Here is an 18,220-nt window from a genome sequence, read left to right on the forward strand (position 1 = left end):
GAAGGCAATGTACGAATTATTAGGAAATATATTTACAGCACTAGTTATTGATCAAAATGACAGCAGCTACTTTTTGCAAAAAAACGGGGTTACTTTTCGTTTATCAAAAGAAGAAGGAGAGCATCAGCTGGGAGAAGCTGTAGAAGGCTTTGGATATGTGAATCAAAAGCAGGAGCCTGCCATGACAACAGTTATTCCAAGTATTCGTTTAGATAAGTGTGGTTTCGGCGTAGTTACAGGTGTACGGAGAGATTTAGGTGTCTTTGTAGATATCGGATTAAAAGATAAGGACGTTGTGGTTTCCATGGATGAGCTTCCTGTTATGAAAGAGCTTTGGCCTAAAAAAGAGGACCGTCTGATGATATCATTGAAAACCGATGATAAAAACCGTATTTGGGGACAATTGGCGGATGAAAAAGAATTTCAGGCCATGGCACAGCCGGCAGATGAAGCAATGAAAAACAAGAATATTACAGGTACAGTGTTTCGTCTGAAAATGGCTGGTACTTATGTTTTAACTGAGGAACTACATCTTGGGTTTATTCATCCTTCTGAACGATACCAGGAACCCCGCTTAGGTGAAAAGATTTCTGGTCGTGTTATCGGTGTGAGGCCAGACGGTATATTAAACCTTTCGTTGAAGCCAAGAGCCCACGAAGCAATTAATGACGATGCAGCAATGTTGTTGACCTTCCTTGAACGTTCTGCTGATGGAAGAATTCCGTATACAGATAAATCAGCCCCCGAAGAAATAAAGCAGGCCTTTGGCATTAGCAAAGGTCAATTTAAACGGGCAATCGGCCATCTGTTGAAAGACAAAAAGATAAAGCAGGAAGATGGTTTCACAATTTTATTGTAGTTTAGATTACAGTGAAACCGTGAAAAATACTTATATTGGGAAAGTGTTAAAAAAATAATGATTCTAATTGAGAATCACTTGCAATTGTTTTGGAGTTAATTTATACTTATTATAATTTGGAAGTGAGAATTCGATTATCAGATTATAATTATTATAAATAAGGGGTTTTCTTTATGAACTCAATGGCAGCATTAAAAAAAATTAAGAAGCAATTACATGAATCAGGATTCAAATTAACGCCTCAAAGAGAAGCAACACTACTTGTATTGCTGGAGAATGAAAAGGACCATCTTTCGGCTGAAGAAATCTATTTTTTAGTTAAAAGAAAAAGTCCGGAGATTGGCTTAGCAACTGTTTATCGGACGTTGGAAATTTTGACGGATATTAAAGTGATTGATAAGGTCAGCTTTAATGATGGTTTGGCTCGCTATGATCTTAGAAAAGAAGGTGCTAAGCACTTTCATCATCATCTTTTGTGTCTAGAATGTGGTAACATAGAAGAGGTTGAAGAGGATCTTTTAGGTGAAGTAGAAGAAATCGTAGAGCAACGGTATCATTTTGTTGTAAAAGATCACCGTCTAACATTTCATGGTATTTGTCAAGAATGTCAGCAAAAAGAAGCTGCTGAGAAAAAAGGAGAATAGTTCATTTATTTTTAAAATATTAATAAAAAGGGGAAATTTGTTGTGAGTGTTCCAAAAGGTTGGAAGTGGATAGGTTGGTTACTTTGTATTGGTTCGGTTATACAGTTCTATCAGTTAATTCAAGTTTTTGAAATAGTTATGTATGTAAGTGATGTCCTGATTTATTTAGTTATTGTATTAAGCTTTAATGTGGTAAATGGATTAACTGGTATTTTTTTAATAAGAGGAAGTATTATTGGCTATCACTTGACGAAGGTGTTAATTATTCTAACACTGGTCTTTCCTGTGCTGGAATTACTTACCTTTGGTAAAGCTGAGATACTCTCAGTACTAGTTAGACTATTCATACTTTCTAGAATTGTATCAAAAAATAGTGATTTATATCTTACTCATTTGCGTCTTGAAAAGAGTGAGCGAAATAAGCAAAAGCTTGCTGATGTTGAGTAGTCTATAGTATAAAGAAGCAATTATAAAAAAGCTTAAAACTGCTTCTTTTAGTATTGGTAAATGCTTCTTGTTTTATGTTTTTTGAGTAAAAAAACCGGACAGCCGTTCAAAGGAAGGCAGCTGTCCGGTTTTGTGTTTTACTTTAGAAATTACAAGTTGGCAAATTTTTCCAACAAACGAATCATTTGGCAAGTAAAGCCATATTCGTTGTCATACCAAGCGACTGTTTTAACTAACTGGAAGTCTCCCGCAGTTGTTACTTCTGTTTGTGTTGGGTCAAAAATAGAACCTTCAGTAGTACCAATCACATCGCCAGAAACGATTTCACGGTCATCATAACCGAAAGAAGGATTATCAACAGTATGTTTTTTAATCGCTTCGTTGATTTCATCTGCTGTTACTTTCTTTTTAAGAATAGAAACCAGCTCAGTTAAAGAACCATCAACTACAGGAACACGTTGTGCATGACCTTGTAATTTACCGTTTAGTTCAGGAATTACCAAGCCGATTGCTTTAGCAGCACCTGTTGAATGTGGAATTGTATTGTCGGCAGCAGAACGTGCAGCTCTTAGATTACCGCCTTTAACTGGACCATCCAGCAGCATTTGTGTTGAGGTATAGGCGTGAACAGTTGTCATTGTTCCAACTTCAATCCCAAATTCATTATTTAGGAAGTAGGCCATTGGAGCTAGACAGTTCGTTGTACAAGAACCTGCAGAAATGATTTTGTCATCGCTGGTTAATGTATCATCATTCACGTTATATACAATTGTTTTCATGGCACCTGCTGGAGCAGAAATAACTACTCGTTTTACGCCTGCGTCTAAGTGAGCTTGTGCTTTTTCTTCTGAAGTGTAGAAACCTGTACATTCCAAAACGATGTCTACACCGTTTTCTTTTGCCCATGGAATTTTACTAGCATCGGGTTCTGCATAGACACGAGTTTCTTCGCCATCCACTACAATGGCATTATCAGTTGCGGTAACAGTACCTGGGTACGTACCATGTGTGGAGTCGAATTGTAATAACTGCGCCAACATTGTTGGGCTGGTTAAATCGTTGATTGCTACCACTTCAATATCATCTGATACTTCTTTTATACGTCGAAAAGCCAGTCGACCAATTCGTCCAAAACCATTAATACCTACTTTTACTGTCATAGTGCTAATTCCCCCTTCATTAATTAAGCAGAATAGATTCTTCTACTTATGTTTACACTTCATAGTTTGCAACCGAACGGATTTTTTGTCAAAAGATACACCTTGAAATAAAAAGGAAAAATCAGTTCTTTAAACTAAAAATTAGAGGAAAATCAAAAGAACAGAGAAATCTATCCGTGTAGGGAGTTCTCTATTCAATCTGGTTTCGATAGAGCAACCTAATTAACTGAAGCAAAATATTAATTAGCTGGTAGGATAGTCAAAGCAGTCAAACTCAATTCAACAAAGGAAAATACAAAAATATATCCTTCAACATAGAGTAGTGTTGAAATATGTACCTCTTAAAATCGCTAAAATGGTACTTAGGCTGACAGAACCTACAGTTTTAATTTCAGCTGAAAAAGCTTAGTATCAAAAAAATATTTTGAATTCAGGCTTAGATTCGAAGCGATTCTCATATAAATTATTCTTCTTTTAAATATAATTCTGCATGCAAATATAAGCTAGATATTGTAGAATAAATAATAAAATCTGACGTTTATTACAGTGAAAAATCTAGTTTTTCAAGAAACAATTGAACTATTTTTGCTGTAATATACAATCACATGATGAAATTTCTAAAGAAAACGGAACAATGTCTAATGAGTTCATAGAGCTTCAAAACACTTGTCATTCCATTCATCGCTGTAGCAAAAACAAAAGACTGCTGTTTTACGACAGTAAACGGAAAATTACTTCTATGAAAAATACCTAGAAAGCTGTTGAGTTTTTGTTAAGATGATTCATAGGTTAAAAGTAGTTTTTTATCCGCTGCTATTTGTGCTATACTAACACTAGCATTTGGAATAGTCCTTTATTCACTAGCTGTTATTATTGAAAAATATAATTTGATTCTTGCAGAGGCGAAAAAATCGTGCTAGTATAAACAGCTGTGTTTCTTATTAAAGGTTATATTTGTTAAGAATTTATTGACAAGTGTTTAGTTGTAAATCGTGTTTAAAGAAAATGGTTCTGTTGCTGTTATTTTTACTGCTAGTTTAAGTAAAGTGTAGTAGAAACTTTAACCAGATTTATATAGATAATTTACTAAAATAGGAGGACGATAAAATGTCCATGTTTTTAGATCAAGTAGTGATCGATGTCAAGGCTGGTAAAGGCGGCGACGGAATGGTCGCTTTTAGAAGAGAAAAGTATGTGCCTGACGGCGGACCCGCTGGCGGGGATGGCGGAAATGGCGGGGATGTAATTCTAGTTGTTGAAGAAGGTCTGCGGACACTGATGGATTTCCGTTTTAACCGTCATTTTAAAGCCCCTTTAGGTGAAAATGGCATGAGCAAAGGGATGCACGGCAGAGGAGCAGAAGATTTACTAGTAAAAGTACCACCAGGCACAACGGTACGCGACGCAGAAACTGGTGCTCTAATTGGTGATTTGGTTGAGAATGGGCAGCAGCTGGTTGTTGCTCATGGCGGTCGCGGCGGTCGGGGAAATACCCGATTTGCCTCTGCAAGAAATCCTGCACCGGAAATAGCTGAAAACGGCGAGCCGGGTCAAGAAAGAAAAATTGAATTGGAATTGAAGGTTTTAGCAGATGTGGGACTTGTCGGTTTCCCTTCAGTAGGAAAATCCACATTGCTTTCTGTTATTTCAGCAGCAAGACCTAAAATTGGCGCTTATCATTTTACAACGCTAGTGCCTAATCTTGGAATGGTTACAACCGGAGATGGCCGCAGCTTTGCTGCAGCGGACTTACCTGGATTGATTGAGGGTGCCTCTCAGGGCGTGGGACTGGGTACTCAATTTTTACGTCATATTGAACGGACAAGGGTTATTCTTCATGTAATTGACATGAGCGGAATGGAAGGCAGAGATCCATATGAGGACTATCTGGCTATCAATAAAGAATTGGCTTCTCACAATCTGAGATTGCTGGAACGGCCTCAAATTATTGTTGCTAATAAGATGGATATGCCGGAAGCTGAAGAAAACCTCAAAGAGTTTAGAGAAAAGATTGAGAAGGAACGGACAGACGAATATGCAGATGCCTTGCCTATTTTTCCAATCTCTGGAGTTACGAAGCGAGGGCTGGAGCCGCTATTGAATGCTACAGCTGATTTACTTGATGTTACTCCTGAGTTCCCTCTATATAATGAAGAAGTAGAAGAAGAAACTGTTCGTTACGGCTTCCAGTCTGAGGGTCCTCAGTTCACAATTGAGCGTGATTCTGATGCAGCTTGGGTATTAACCGGTGAAGCATTGGAGAAGCTGTTTAAGATGACGAACTTCGAGCACGATGAAACAGTGATGCGTTTTGCTCGACAATTAAGAGGAATGGGTGTTGATGAAGCGCTGCGTGCACGGGGCGCGAAGGATGGAGACATTGTCCGAATTGGCGGCTTTGAATTTGAGTTTGTTGAATAAAGTTTTTTTCTAATATAATTAACTAGTTAATTTCAGACAGCGGGCGCTTTGTAGTCAATATTTAATGGCTATTCATTAATAGTGTTTATAGAATTTTCTCATAGCTGCTAACACTTATGAACGGCGCTGTAAGTTTTAATGATGACATCTTTGTGCAGATTTAGCAAAATAATGAGGTTGTGACAGAAGTGTTCAGCTTCAAGCAATAAGGCGGAAATTCCGAAAATTGTTCTACAAATTTTTGCGAATTTCCGCCTTATTGTCGAAGAAGTTAATTCTGAAACACCGTTTATCCGGGTTTAAGGGACTGAGGCATACTAATGTCACAGCCCCTTTTTTTTATTGATAAAGGGCTAGTGAGGGTGTCATCTGTCTAATGTTTAGCTTTATGAGCAAGTTATCTTTAACAACAAGGCGAGTCAGATACAAGATGCTCTTTATCCTGTGTCTGACTCGCCTTGCTGCTCGTGAGCCAAATGACATTTTTCCATCAATAATCTAATGATAGAAAGTAAAATTTAGCAGCAGTTTGTCAGTTGTGTTTTTTTAAGCTTAATTTATGTTAGTTATTCTATACTTTAATTTGCAAGGGAGGGATTATGTTGAAATTAAAGAACTGTTTTCAACGGAGAGAGAAAAAATATAAGCTATCCTATGAGGTATATGAGCAGCTGTTGAAGAGGCTGGAAAAACATATGTATGAAGATGAATATGGACTGCATACTATTATATCTGTTTATTTTGACACCAATGATTATGAAATGATTCGGCATTCTATTAATAAGCCGGTTTATAAAGAAAAATTTCGTTTGAGAAGCTATGGTATACCACAGCAGGATAGTGATGTATTTATGGAAATCAAAAAAAAGGTTAAGGGAGTAGTATACAAACGACGGGTGAACCTTCCATATGAACAAGCAACAAGTTTCTTTGAACTAAGTCAAGATAATCACAGTTTTGAACGCCAAAAGGATCAGCAGATAAAAAAGGAAATTGACTGGCTGGTTTTAAGAAAAGCATTAAAGCCGAAAGTGATGATTGCTTATGACAGACGGGCATATTACAATCCGCAGGATGAAGATTTTCGCATTACTTTTGACTTTAATATTCGTTACCGGACAGAAGAACTGGATATTTCCAAAGGAGATTATGGAAAACCGGTGGCGCCGGAGATTGATATTTTGATGGAAGTTAAAGCGTTAGGCGCATACCCAATCTGGTTTTCTGAAATACTAGGAGAATTGAAGATTTATCCAGCTTCTTTCTCAAAATACGCACAAACCTATCAGCGTTATCTATTTATCAAGGAGGACTTTAGTTATGTTGTCTAGTTTATTCGCAGAAAGCTCGGTGGAGCTTGATCTTTTGAGTTTGATTTTATGTATGGGAACCTCAGTCGCCCTAGGACTTTTAGTGGCTGCGGTTCATATGTACCGCAGCAGCTATTCTAAAAATTTTATTATTACCTTGGTAATTCTGCCAATTTTGGTTCAGCTGGTTATTATGCTGGTGAATGGGAATTTAGGTACAGGAGTAGCAATTATGGGAGCCTTTAGCCTGATTCGTTTTCGTTCAGTTGCTGGTGGGGCTAGAGAGATTACTAGTGTTTTCTGGTCAATGGGAATTGGTTTAGCGACAGGTATGGGCTATATCAGTTACGTCATTATCTTTTCATTAGTTATTGCCGTTGTTCTGTTTCTTCTAAACGGTAGTCATTTTGGTGAGAAAAATAAAGTAGCAGAACGGGAAATTAAAATTACAATCCCTGAGGATCTCGATTATCCAGGACTTTTTGATGACCTGTTTGCTCAGTTTACTCATAATTTTAATCTGGATTCAGTGAAGACAACAAATATGGGCAGTCTCTATGAATTACGTTATCATGTGACACTAAAAGATGCGCAGGAAGAAAAAACACTTTTAGATGCTTTAAGAGTTCGAAATGGCAATTTGACAATCGCTTCTGGAAAAGTTTCAACAAACAAAGATGAATTGTAGGTGACAATTATGAAAAAAATAGCAACAAAACTCTCTGTCCTGACAGGCTTGCTGGTCTTGTTTGCTGGCTGTCAGAAAAATGAAATAGAAACAAGCCAGACAATCAGTCAAGCCAATACCATTTCGTCAGAGACCGAGCAAGAGAACACGCAAAACAGCGCAGATATCACTGAAATGACTAATGCAACAATTAGTGAGACAAAGTATGGAAAATACAGTGAAGAAGATTTTGATGAAAGCTACAGTGAAGCAAATGCAACGATGATTAAAATGACAGGCACACAAAGTACAATTACAGGATCTGGGGCTTCTGAAAGTAATCAGGTTATCACAATCAGCGCTGGCGGAACGTATATTCTTTCTGGCGAATACACTGGTCAAATCAAAGTTTCCGCCAATCAGGGAACAGTAAAATTAGTATTAAATGGTGTAACAATCACTAATGATACTTCTGCAGCAATCTATGTAGAGCAGGCTGAAAAAGTTATTACAACACTTGCTGAAGGTACACAAAATCGTTTAACTGACGGATCTGAGTATATTTATGGAACAGCTGATGAAACTGATCCGAATGCCGCTTTTTTCAGTAAGGATGATTTAACTATTAATGGTTCAGGTACGCTGACTGTTTCAGGAAACTACAATAATGGCATCCAAAGTAAGGATGATCTCGTTATTACAAACGGAACGATAAAGGTAACTGCCAAAAATAATGGCATAAAAGGAAAAGACTCAGTTTCAATTGCGGGCGGCACGTTTATTATAGAGACTGCAGAGGGTGATGGTATTCAAGCGGATAATGCCACAGAAGCTGAAAAAGGCTGGGTTGGTATTGACGGGGGAAACTTTGAGCTTAACGCCGCTAATGACGGTATTCAGGCAGAAACGACTCTTTCTATTAAGACAAGCACGATGTCTATTCAGACCGGCACTGGAGAGACATTTGATGAAATTGCCAGCTACAAAGGATTGAAAGCTTCTGGAACAATTGTGATTGATGAAGGAACCTACAAGCTGACAACAGCTGATGACAGTATTCATAGTAACGCTGATGTAATAATTAATAACGGCAGCTTTGAGCTGTCCAGCGGAGATGACGGAATACATGCAGACACGGATTTAACGATTAACAACGGAACGATTAAGGTAGCAGAGTCTTATGAGGGCTTGGAGGGAGCGACTGTAACGATCAACGACGGAATAATTGAAGTTCATGCGACAGATGATGGTATCAACTCGGCTGGTGGTAGTGAAGGTGACTCCGGAGCATTTGGCGGTGATCAGTTTAGCGGAGGCGATCCAAACAGCGGAGGAGACAGCAGTTACTACCTTGAAATCAATGGTGGAACGATTTATGTTGAAGCTGAAGGAGATGGGGTGGATAGTAATGGTGATATTCGAATGAATGGCGGAACATTACTAGTAAACGGTCCAGTTAATGGCGGAAACGGAGCCCTTGATTATGAAGGAACGTTTTCTATGGAAGGCGGGACATTATTAGCTAGCGGAAGCTCAGGCATGGCTTTGGGAACAAGCGACAGCTCTTCACAAGCGGCCGTCAGTATTTATTTTGACACAACTCAAGCAGCAGATACACTTATTCATCTTCAGGATTCAGAAGGAAATCAGCTTGCAACATTCCAGCCAACCAAAGAATTTTCACATCTAGTTGTAAGTACACCTCAGTTGTCTTCTGGTAAGGAACTAACAATTTACTCTGGTGGAACAAGCTCAGGAACCTCTGAATTTGGGCTTTATCAGGATGGAACTTATGAAGGCGGCACACAAATCGGAACACTGACGTTAAGCGGTCAAATGACATCTGTTTCACAGGATGGTTCTGCCGTTTCCGAAAACCAAATGGGTGGTGGTCTAGGAGGCGGACGCTGGTAACAGAAAGAAAATGATTTTCATTGCTTAAACAGAGTGATTACTGATAAAATAAGGTTAAAAATAAAATGAGGTGATCAAAATGTCAAAGCGGGTTATCATCATGAATTTTGAAATAGAAAGTCAAGCATATCAGGCATTTTCAGAAATCAAAAAGCTTTATACGGCTAGAGAGATTAAAGGCGAGCAAATGGCGGTCGTTACACATACGAATGAAGGTGCCCACCAATTTAAAATTAATGATTTTCTTGATTTTACAGGAAATGATTACACGTCAAAGAATAGTTTTATTGGCATGGTCATTGGTATATTAGGCGGACCTTTAGGTATTTTATTAGGCTGGTTTGCTGGCAGCTTGATTGGCGCAACACAGGATGCGCGAGAAATTCAGGGAGCGCAGACAGTATTTGAACACATGACAGAGAAAATCTCCGATGGTCAGACTGGACTGATTCTCATTGCAGAAGAAGAAGATAATCGACCGCTGAATCATCTAATTATGAATGAGCTTGGCGGCGAAATTACGCGCTTGGATTACGAAGATGTAAGCCAAGAGATAGAAAAGGCCAAAGCTGTAGAAAAGAAAGTGCAGGAAACAGCCAATGATGCTTGGGTGGACAATAAAGATACAGACAATCAGAGCAATAAAAACGCATAAGCTTAATTCTATAAAAAAACTTTGCTCAGAAAAAATAATCGCTAGTTGCAAGGTTAAGCCTATCTAGGTTTTTTTGAAAGATTTATACATTTTAATGTAAACGATCATTTTCAGATTCTTAGTTTCTTGCAGGCTGAAAAATGGTATAAGAAAATAGACTGATTTTTAAGGATGGGACAATTTGGCATAGAGCTTTGTTTCATCCTTCTAATCATTAGAAAGAATGAAGGTAAAGGATATGTTGAAAATACTTTTGGTTGAAGATGATGAAGTTTTATCTGACAGCATCTCTGATATTTTATCGGAAATTGCTGAGGTAGAACAGATATATGATGGAGAAGAAGCCCTTTACGAAGGGGAACGAGAAGTCTATGATTTGATTGTGTTGGATTTGATGCTTCCAGGTCTCCCAGGTGAACAAGTGTTAACAAAGCTAAGAGAGAAGAAAATTTACACGCCTGTGTTGATATTAACAGCGAAGGATGGTCTGGCTGATAAAATCAACGGGTTTAAGAACGGCGGAGATGATTATCTTACAAAGCCATTCCATAGAGAAGAGCTTTTAATGCGGGTTCAGGCGCTGATTCGTAGATCACTCGGTTTGAATCCAAAGAATGAGCTGACAGTCAGCCATCTCTGCGTGGAAATCGACAATCGTCAAGTAAGGTACAAGGAACATGATATCCAGCTGCAGGGCAAGGAATTTGACTTACTTCTTTATTTAATGCAGAACAAAGAGCGAATTATTACAAAAGATCAGCTGTTTGACCGTATTTGGGGTTTTCAATCGGATACGACCTTGACAGTAGTAGAGGTTTATATGAGTAACTTGAGAAAGCATCTGAAGCCATTTGGTGTGGATAAATGGATTAAAACACTGCGGAATGTCGGCTACCTATTTCAGCCGGAAGAGGAAGAGAGTAAATGAAGGTACAGAGAAATAGAAATCAACGGATTCGCTACTTTATTGTTAACTTGCTATCCTTCGCTAGTATTTTCCTGATTCTAGGTGTTATTGTATTTCAACTACTGCAGACCTCTATTTACCAAAGTGTTGATACAGAACTAACTCGATTAGCCAGCCATGAACAGTTTTTATCAAATCAGCTTAAAGCGTTAGAAAGCAATCGTTTTGGACAACTCCCTCAGATTGAAGGATTTTCAGGCAGCGGCAAAGGAGATAAACTGCCGCCGCCCAATAACTTTCAGCAGCAGGTCATTCTTTGGACTGAAGAGGGAAAGATAGCAAATGAAGAGAGTCTTGGCTCAAGATATACTGATTTGCAGAATATCCCATTTTCTACTGAACACTTAGACACAGTGACCAGCGTTCAGGTGACAGACAGCAATAATCGCGAGCTTCAATTCCGTTCGATTATGGTTCCTGTAATGGATGATCAATCCAGCAGTGTAGCCTATATTCAAATTTTGACAAATACTGATCCGATAAAAGGAACGGTAGAACGCGTTAAGCAAATTTTGATTGGATGTATGGTTATTTTTGGTGTGTTGTCTATAATTTTAAGTTACTTCCTGTCGAAGTGGTCCATGAAACCAATCATGGTTTCATGGCAAAAACAGCAGGAATTTGTAGAAAATGCTTCCCATGAACTGCGGACGCCATTGACAATTATTCAGGCAAAACTGGAGAAGCTTTTTACTAAGCCGAATCATACGATTCTTGAAGAATCGGAAACGATTGCGACATCATTGACAGAGGTGCAGAGGCTTAGTCAATTAACTAGCGATCTCCTGTTGTTGGCCCGTTCTGATTCCAATGCAGTTGTTCTTGATAAAGAGCCGATAGCTGTTAACGAGTTTCTTTCAAAAGCTATTGCTCCATATCTTGAACTTGGAGAAGCTGAAAATAAGGATGTTCAGCTAGAATTGAAAAATGATGGAAAAGCTGTGTTTGATCGTCAGAAAATACAACAATTGCTAATCATTTTGCTGGATAATGCATTAAAGTATACACATGAGAAAGAAAAAATTGTTATTTTTTCTACAGTTGAAAAAAATGAATGGATTTTCAAAGTCATAGATCATGGCGTAGGTATTCCTGATGAACAAAAACAGGAAATTTTTGATCGCTTTTATAGAGGCGATCAGTCACGTAATCGTAAAACTGGTGGTTATGGCATTGGCTTAGCTATTGGAAAATGGATTGTAGAGGCTCATCATGGGAAATTAACGGTAGAAAATACTTTGCCAAAGGGAACAACTTTTACAGTAGTATTACCCATAAAATAATTTTATTTGCTAATAAGGCAGCTTTCTTCTAAAATAAAGAAGAAATCTAATGGAAAGTAAGGAAATCAATGGAATTACAATTTTTAGGTACAGGAGCTGGAGTACCAGCCAAACATCGCAATGTAAGCAGTATTGCATTAAAGTTATTGGATGAGCGAAATGCCGTCTGGCTATTTGACTGTGGAGAAGGCACGCAACTGCAAATTTTAAAAAGTAATATCAGACCCAGAAAAATTGAAAAGATATTCATTACCCATCTTCATGGCGATCATATTTATGGATTACCAGGTCTATTAAGCAGCCGTTCTTTTCAAGGGGGAAATGAGCAACTGGATATTTATGGGCCTCAGGGAATTAAAAACTTTATTGAAACATCCTTTAGTGTGTCAAAGACAAGAGTTTCTTATCCTATTGTTTATCATGAATTATCTGATGGTGGTGTAGCTTTTGAAGATAAACAGTTTAAGGTGGAATATCTGCCGTTGGATCATGGTATTTTAAGCTATGGCTATCGAGTTGCTGAAGCGGATCATGAAGGAGAACTTCAGGTTGAGAAACTGAAGGAGCTGGGTATCCCATCTGGACCAATGTATGGCCGGATAAAACGGGGAGAAACTGTTACTCTGGAAAATGGACAGGTAATTAACGGCAAAGACTTCGTTGGGCAAAAGAAAGCCGGCAGAATTGTGACGATTTTGGGTGATACGAGGAAAACCAAGAATAGCATCACGTTAGCTCGGGGAGCCGATGTACTCGTGCATGAGAGCACTTATAATAAGGACGAAGCTCAAATGGCCCGTTCTTATTATCATTCGACGAGTCATCAGGCGGCGGAAACTGCCAAAATGGCGGAGGTTAAGCAACTGATACTAACCCATATCAGTGCCCGCTATCTGAACAAAGATATTATTCAGCTGGAAGATGAAGCAAAAGAAGTTTTTCCTGTTGTGAAGGCAGTTAAGGACATGGAGGTTATTGATATTCCATTTGTAGAAGGTAATTAAAGAAAAAGCAGGAGGGGCAAAAAATGAAATTTTGGCAGGATTTGAACGATAAGATTGTAGTAGTTACAGGCGGATCTGCTGGTTTAGGTGAGCAAATTTGTTATGGAGCCGCCCGTAGAGGAGCTATAGTAGTTGTCTGTGCACGAAGAATTAATCTCATTGGAAAGGTGAAAGAAACCTGTGAAGAGCTGAGCGGGAAACCAGCTTTTGCATTCCAACTGGACATATCTGATCCTGAAAATGTTGACCATGTAATTGAGCGGATTCAATCAGAAGTTGGCAGACCTGATGTATTAGTCAATAATGCTGGCTTTGGTATTTTTGAAGACTTCCTAACTACAGATTTATCGATTGCTCATGAAATGTTCCGTGTTAATGTACTGGGAATGATGGTCTTTACACAAAAAATTGCGCTGCAGATGGCGGAAGCAAACAGTGGTCACATCATTAATATTGCCTCCATGGCAGGTAAAATGGCCACACCGAAGAGTACCATTTATTCAGCGACAAAGTTTGCTGTATTGGGCTTCTCCAATGCATTACGTTTGGAATTAAAGCCGTTAGGTATTGCTGTGACAACTGTAAATCCTGGTCCTATTGCGACAGAATTTTTCGATAAAGCTGATCCATCAGGAGAATATCTGGAGTCAATGGGTCTGTTTGTGCTGGATCCTAAGAAGCTTGGTACAGAAGTTGCACGAACAATGGGAACAACTCGGCGAGAAATAAACCGCCCCGGAATTATGGAAGCGGCAGCTAGATTTTATACAGTAATGCCTCACTTAGGGGATTTATTGGCAGGAACAATTTTTAATAAAAAATAGTCCGGGGGGATAAGCCTATGAAAAATCAATGGCGTGTAATTGTTGGTCTGGTACTTGTGCTGGTTATTGTTGTATTTGCTGTTTTAAATAATCAAAGTGTGCCAGTCAATTTTGGTATTGCTAAAATTAGCGGACCGTTAATTTTAATTATTTTAGGATCGGCAATAATTGGCGTACTAGTCGGACTAATTACTTCTGTTACAACAATATTGAACCAGAAAAAGCAGATAAAGGCTCTTATTGCAGAGAAAGAAACCTATAAAGAAGGCTCTGACAAATTGATTCAAGAAGCCGTTGAACGGACGCAAAGAAGCAATGAAAACCAACTGGCAGAACTTCAGCAGAAATATCAGCAGCTTCTGGAAGAAAAGGGCGATTTTGCTGAAAGTGATGCCCCTCTTAATAAGACCTGGAATGATTTTGAGGAGTAACCCCCTTTAAGGAGAATATCCACCAATACAAAATATTATAGAGCCAGATAAACTGAATCTCTCTGCTGTCTCAAAAAAGAGGCAGCAGAGAGATTTATTTTTATAAATTCCTCTTTTAAATTAAAGAAGGGTATGCCATAATCGTTATTGTAAAGGAATTGTTGGGGAGGCTTCAGGGATATATGAAAAACATGCTCATTACAGTTCTGTTAGCGGGACTGTTCTTTTTAGGTGGTTGTTCATCCAGTACAACAGAGGAATTTGAGGTAAATGGTCATAAAATTGCTTCATTTTTTAAAGTGATTGGACAAAAGGATATTAAAGATACAATAGTCACTTATAAAGAAGGAACAATATCAGAAGCTGAAATTATTGAGTATATGAATTATTTAAAAAAGGAAGAGGAATTTACTATGCTTCCGCAGGAAACTGAAAATAATCATAGAATTTTACAACGCCTCACTAAAGAATCTGAAGAGCAGAAAACTACAGTCTATGTGGATATTCTATATCTGAAAGAAACGGTTGGAGAGGTAACAATTCATTATTATACTGATGTAGGAGACAGAATAAAACCAAGCAAATAAAGGGATTTAATCATAGTTCAATCCTATGTGCTGAAAACGTTTGAGACAAAAGGTATTGATTTTTATACGGCAGCTGCTGTATAAATTTAAAGATTCAGCAATTTCTTTTATAGAGGGCTTTTATAGTAAATGAACAAGAATGGAGTGAAGAACAGATGAAGAAGGTAATTCAACTTGTTATTTTGGGGAGCATTTTTATGCTGACTGGTTGTGCTTCAAGTACTGCAGAAGAGATTGAGGTAAATAAAGATAAGATTCCTTCGGTGTATAAAGTGCTGGGAGAGAAAAAAATTGTTGGGACAAACAGCAGCGTGAAAGATAGTGTACGCACAACTGAAATTACTTACCAATCAGGCAGTATTTCTAAAGAAGAGGTATTGCAGTATATCAGCTATCTTAGAGAAAATGAAGACTTTTTAGTGACGTTGGATACCAAAGTAGTTGACGATATGGTCATGAACCAGCTGGGGAAAGAATCTGAAACAGAGGGTGATATTGTACTGGTGGATGTGGCTTACCCAAACAACTTAGAGGGAAAAGTAGTGATAACCTATCGTTCTGGTAAAGGAGAAATTTCTGTAAATTAATAATTAAATAAGATAAGACAGGATACAGTGTATAAGAAGAACTGTATTCTGTTTTTTTACATATTCCAGCTGAAATTTTTTCAATCATCTAAACTTTAGTTTTCATTTCTATTTTGGTATAATTACTTGGTTAGGAGTGACGACGTGAAAAAATCAAAGTACATATGGCGTTATCCGGAAGAACCGGCTTTTTCTGAAGTGTTTTCTAAAGTTTTAGAAGAGCGGTCTATCAGTCCATTAGTTGGAAAACTTTTATGGCAGCGGAATATACGAAGTGCGGAACAGTTGGAAGCTTTTTTGACGCCTTCAATTGAAGCCCTTCACGATCCTTTTTTAATCCACGATATGCCGAAAGCTGTAGAACGTATTCAGCAGGCAATCGAAGCAGGGGAACAAATTCTTGTTTACGGGGATTATGATGCGGATGGTATTACCAGCACAACTGTGATGAAGGAAGCGATTGAACTGGTTGGCGGCGAGGTAGAATATTTTCTACCTAATCGATTTGTCCACGGATATGGTCCCAACCTTGAGGTTTTTAAAGAAAAAATTGAAGCAGGGATTCAGTTAATTGTCACAGTGGATAATGGAGTAGCAGGTCATGAAGCTTTGGCTTATGCTCAGGAACAAGGAATAGATGTGATTGTGACTGATCACCACGAATTGCCGGAGGAGCTGCCGGCTGCTTATGCTATTATCCATCCAAAACATCCGGAAGGCATGTATCCTTTCCCTGATTTAGCGGGAGTGGGTGTAGCATTTAAAGTTGCGACTGCATTACTTGATGAGGTGCCAGCCGAATTTCTGGATTTAGTTGCTATTGGAACGATTGCGGATTTGGTCTCATTAACTGGAGAAAACCGTATGCTTGTTCAGCTAGGGCTGAAGATGATTCAAACTGGTGATCGGCTTGGTTTAGATGCACTAATTCAGTCAGCAGGACTAAAGAAAGATGAAATTTCTGAAGAAAATGTCGGTTTTGCCATTGGTCCCCGATTAAATGCTTTAGGACGATTGGGAGAAGCAGCCCCGGGTGTAGCCCTTTTGACAACTTTTGATGAGGAAGAAGCGTTGTCCATTGCTGCTGTCATTGAAGAAACAAATAATGAACGTAAAAAGATTGTGGATACAATTACTGAGGAAGCATTTAGTATGATTGATCCAGCTATGCCGATTCATCTTTTGGCGAAAAAAGGCTGGCATGAAGGTGTGCTGGGGATTGTTGCCGGACGTATTATGCAGGAGACTGGTAAGCCAACGATTGTTTTAACAATTGATGAAGCTGGGAAACGGGCAAAAGGTTCTGGACGCAGTGTGACAACACTAAATTTGTATGAGGCATTAAATGAGGTACGGGAGCTTTTTGTTCATTTTGGCGGTCATCATATGGCAGCTGGCATGACTGTACTAGTAGAAAATATTGATCGTATTCGTACACATTTAATCGAATCTATTGATAAAAAAGGACTGGATCTTTCGCAGGGGCAGGAACTGATTATTGATGAAGCGCTGACTATTGAAGAGACGACTATTCCGTTTATTAATCAGTTAAAGCTGTTGGCGCCTTTTGGAACAGATAATCCGATGCCTACTTTTCTTTATCGACAGGTTGAGGCTGTTCAGGTACGACAAATCGGGGCAAAGAAAAATCATTTGAAGCTTCAGATTACGAACAATAGTGATACACCGTTAGATGTGATTGCTTTTCAAATGGGCAACGAAGCAAAAGAGTTTTCTGACAGCCGCTGTACGATTGCTGGAAAACTCTCAATCAATGAATGGAACGGGAATAAAAAACCGCAGCTGATGGCAGAAGACTACCTAATTGATGAGCTTCAGCTGTTTGATTTTCGCGGAAAATCAAAACAGCTTCAAGAAATTCCAGAGCTTTCTACTCTGTATGTCTTTTTCCAGAAAGAAAGTGTTAAGCTGCTTCAGAAAGAAGTAGCAGCAAAAGTTATTTTTGAATCTATTGAGCAGTTTGTTGTGGAGACAGCGACAATGAAGATTGAACAGCTGGTCATTGTCGATTGTCCTAATGACATGGGTGATCTTAAACAGCTAATCCGTCAAATCTCTGTGAACCGTGTATATATTATGGGATTGTCTGGTGACGAAGCTTACTTAAACGGGACTGGGACTAGAGAACAGTTTTCTAGATTGTACAGTCTAATTAAGAAGCAAGGAACGCTTGATGTTCGCTATAAGCTTCAAGTAGTCGCCAACTACTTAAATATTCAGGAAAAATTATTAATTTTTATGATTCAGGTGTTTTTTGATTTAGGATTTGTTACAATAGAAGACGGTGTTTTGAGAAACGTAAATAACCCTGAAAGTCATCCATTGACTGATAGCAAGGTTTATCAAAACCGCTTGAAAAAAATTAAGGTGGAAGAATTCTTGCTATACAGTGATCGTAAGACGCTGCTTCAATGGCTGCTGAATGAGGAGGAAAAGTAA

Annotated in this window: 17 protein-coding genes; 16 read left to right on the plus strand and 1 reads right to left on the minus strand. The window is 38.5% G+C overall.

The window, feature by feature from the left end:
* The first annotated feature begins 7 nt into the window (after positions 1–7).
* The 3 genes from AC1Z3K_RS12870 to AC1Z3K_RS12880 all read left to right on the plus strand — a co-directional run bounded on the left by AC1Z3K_RS12870 (position 8) and on the right by AC1Z3K_RS12880 (position 1,950).
* Complete coding sequence (locus AC1Z3K_RS12870; protein ID WP_426081402.1) at positions 8–859, plus strand: CvfB family protein; 852 nt, start codon at positions 8–10, stop codon at positions 857–859.
* 173 nt (positions 860–1,032) lie between these two features.
* Complete coding sequence (gene fur / locus AC1Z3K_RS12875; protein ID WP_426081403.1) at positions 1,033–1,503, plus strand: ferric iron uptake transcriptional regulator; 471 nt, start codon at positions 1,033–1,035, stop codon at positions 1,501–1,503.
* 42 nt (positions 1,504–1,545) lie between these two features.
* Positions 1,546–1,950: a hypothetical protein gene (locus tag AC1Z3K_RS12880; protein ID WP_461732926.1), complete on the plus strand. Its 405-nt coding sequence runs from the start codon at positions 1,546–1,548 to the stop codon at positions 1,948–1,950.
* Between the two features lie 149 nt (positions 1,951–2,099).
* Here AC1Z3K_RS12880 and gap read toward each other — a convergent pair whose 3' ends face one another.
* On the minus strand, positions 2,100–3,110 hold the full coding sequence (gene gap, locus AC1Z3K_RS12885; RefSeq protein ID WP_426081405.1) for a type I glyceraldehyde-3-phosphate dehydrogenase: 1,011 nt from the start codon (positions 3,108–3,110) through the stop codon (positions 2,100–2,102).
* A gap of 1,107 nt (positions 3,111–4,217) precedes the next feature.
* Here gap and obgE point away from each other — a divergent pair.
* From obgE to recJ, 13 genes are all read left to right on the plus strand, one after another.
* On the plus strand, positions 4,218–5,531 hold the full coding sequence (gene obgE / locus AC1Z3K_RS12890; protein ID WP_461732927.1) for a GTPase ObgE: 1,314 nt from the start codon (positions 4,218–4,220) through the stop codon (positions 5,529–5,531).
* 599 nt (positions 5,532–6,130) lie between these two features.
* The gene (locus tag AC1Z3K_RS12895; protein ID WP_461732928.1) at positions 6,131–6,862 is read left to right on the plus strand and encodes a VTC domain-containing protein; all 732 of its coding nucleotides are present in this window, start codon (positions 6,131–6,133) and stop codon (positions 6,860–6,862) included.
* Positions 6,852–7,529, plus strand: coding sequence for a DUF4956 domain-containing protein (locus tag AC1Z3K_RS12900; protein ID WP_426081408.1), 678 nt, complete (start codon positions 6,852–6,854; stop codon positions 7,527–7,529). Before AC1Z3K_RS12895 ends, AC1Z3K_RS12900 begins: the two co-directional genes overlap by 11 nt.
* 9 nt (positions 7,530–7,538) lie before the next feature.
* Positions 7,539–9,422 carry a carbohydrate-binding domain-containing protein gene (locus AC1Z3K_RS12905; RefSeq protein ID WP_461732929.1) on the plus strand — a complete coding sequence of 628 codons (1,884 nt, stop codon included), beginning with the start codon at positions 7,539–7,541 and terminating at the stop codon, positions 9,420–9,422.
* Positions 9,423–9,501: 79 nt separating this feature from the next.
* Positions 9,502–10,077, plus strand: coding sequence for a DUF1269 domain-containing protein (locus AC1Z3K_RS12910; RefSeq protein ID WP_461732930.1), 576 nt, complete (start codon positions 9,502–9,504; stop codon positions 10,075–10,077).
* Between the two features lie 238 nt (positions 10,078–10,315).
* Positions 10,316–11,005, plus strand: coding sequence for a response regulator transcription factor (locus tag AC1Z3K_RS12915; RefSeq protein WP_426081411.1), 690 nt, complete (start codon positions 10,316–10,318; stop codon positions 11,003–11,005).
* Positions 11,002–12,327 (plus strand): sensor histidine kinase, encoded by a 1,326-nt coding sequence (locus AC1Z3K_RS12920; RefSeq protein ID WP_426081412.1) that lies wholly within the window; start codon positions 11,002–11,004, stop codon positions 12,325–12,327. The genes AC1Z3K_RS12915 and AC1Z3K_RS12920 overlap by 4 nt, the downstream gene beginning before the upstream one ends.
* A 68-nt stretch (positions 12,328–12,395) precedes the next feature.
* Positions 12,396–13,331: a ribonuclease Z gene (gene rnz, locus AC1Z3K_RS12925; RefSeq protein WP_461732931.1), complete on the plus strand. Its 936-nt coding sequence runs from the start codon at positions 12,396–12,398 to the stop codon at positions 13,329–13,331.
* A 23-nt stretch (positions 13,332–13,354) separates the two neighbouring features.
* Positions 13,355–14,155 (plus strand): SDR family NAD(P)-dependent oxidoreductase, encoded by an 801-nt coding sequence (locus AC1Z3K_RS12930; RefSeq protein WP_426081414.1) that lies wholly within the window; start codon positions 13,355–13,357, stop codon positions 14,153–14,155.
* 17 nt (positions 14,156–14,172) lie between these two features.
* Entirely contained in the window at positions 14,173–14,586 is a 414-nt protein-coding gene (locus tag AC1Z3K_RS12935) for a LapA family protein (RefSeq protein ID WP_461732932.1), read from the plus strand.
* A 182-nt stretch (positions 14,587–14,768) separates the two neighbouring features.
* The gene (locus AC1Z3K_RS12940) at positions 14,769–15,173 is read left to right on the plus strand and encodes a hypothetical protein (protein WP_426081416.1); all 405 of its coding nucleotides are present in this window, start codon (positions 14,769–14,771) and stop codon (positions 15,171–15,173) included.
* Between the two features lie 155 nt (positions 15,174–15,328).
* A complete protein-coding gene (locus AC1Z3K_RS12945) occupies positions 15,329–15,760 on the plus strand; it encodes a hypothetical protein (RefSeq protein WP_426081417.1) in 432 nt (143 codons plus the stop codon).
* Between the two features lie 144 nt (positions 15,761–15,904).
* Complete coding sequence (recJ, locus tag AC1Z3K_RS12950) at positions 15,905–18,220, plus strand: single-stranded-DNA-specific exonuclease RecJ (RefSeq protein WP_461732933.1); 2,316 nt, start codon at positions 15,905–15,907, stop codon at positions 18,218–18,220.

Source organism: Enterococcus sp. LJL128 (genome assembly GCF_056924295.1).

Coding starts and splice junctions, on each gene's coding strand:
- AC1Z3K_RS12870 (WP_426081402.1), top strand. CDS start 8: ATGTACGAATTATTAGGAAATATATTTACAGCACTAGTTATTGATCAA.
- fur (WP_426081403.1), top strand. CDS start 1,033: ATGAACTCAATGGCAGCATTAAAAAAAATTAAGAAGCAATTACATGAA.
- gap (WP_426081405.1), bottom strand. CDS start 3,110: ATGACAGTAAAAGTAGGTATTAATGGTTTTGGACGAATTGGTCGACTG.
- obgE (WP_461732927.1), top strand. CDS start 4,218: ATGTCCATGTTTTTAGATCAAGTAGTGATCGATGTCAAGGCTGGTAAA.
- AC1Z3K_RS12895 (WP_461732928.1), top strand. CDS start 6,131: ATGTTGAAATTAAAGAACTGTTTTCAACGGAGAGAGAAAAAATATAAG.
- AC1Z3K_RS12900 (WP_426081408.1), top strand. CDS start 6,852: ATGTTGTCTAGTTTATTCGCAGAAAGCTCGGTGGAGCTTGATCTTTTG.
- AC1Z3K_RS12905 (WP_461732929.1), top strand. CDS start 7,539: ATGAAAAAAATAGCAACAAAACTCTCTGTCCTGACAGGCTTGCTGGTC.
- AC1Z3K_RS12910 (WP_461732930.1), top strand. CDS start 9,502: ATGTCAAAGCGGGTTATCATCATGAATTTTGAAATAGAAAGTCAAGCA.
- AC1Z3K_RS12915 (WP_426081411.1), top strand. CDS start 10,316: ATGTTGAAAATACTTTTGGTTGAAGATGATGAAGTTTTATCTGACAGC.
- AC1Z3K_RS12920 (WP_426081412.1), top strand. CDS start 11,002: ATGAAGGTACAGAGAAATAGAAATCAACGGATTCGCTACTTTATTGTT.
- rnz (WP_461732931.1), top strand. CDS start 12,396: ATGGAATTACAATTTTTAGGTACAGGAGCTGGAGTACCAGCCAAACAT.
- AC1Z3K_RS12930 (WP_426081414.1), top strand. CDS start 13,355: ATGAAATTTTGGCAGGATTTGAACGATAAGATTGTAGTAGTTACAGGC.
- AC1Z3K_RS12935 (WP_461732932.1), top strand. CDS start 14,173: ATGAAAAATCAATGGCGTGTAATTGTTGGTCTGGTACTTGTGCTGGTT.
- AC1Z3K_RS12940 (WP_426081416.1), top strand. CDS start 14,769: ATGAAAAACATGCTCATTACAGTTCTGTTAGCGGGACTGTTCTTTTTA.
- AC1Z3K_RS12945 (WP_426081417.1), top strand. CDS start 15,329: ATGAAGAAGGTAATTCAACTTGTTATTTTGGGGAGCATTTTTATGCTG.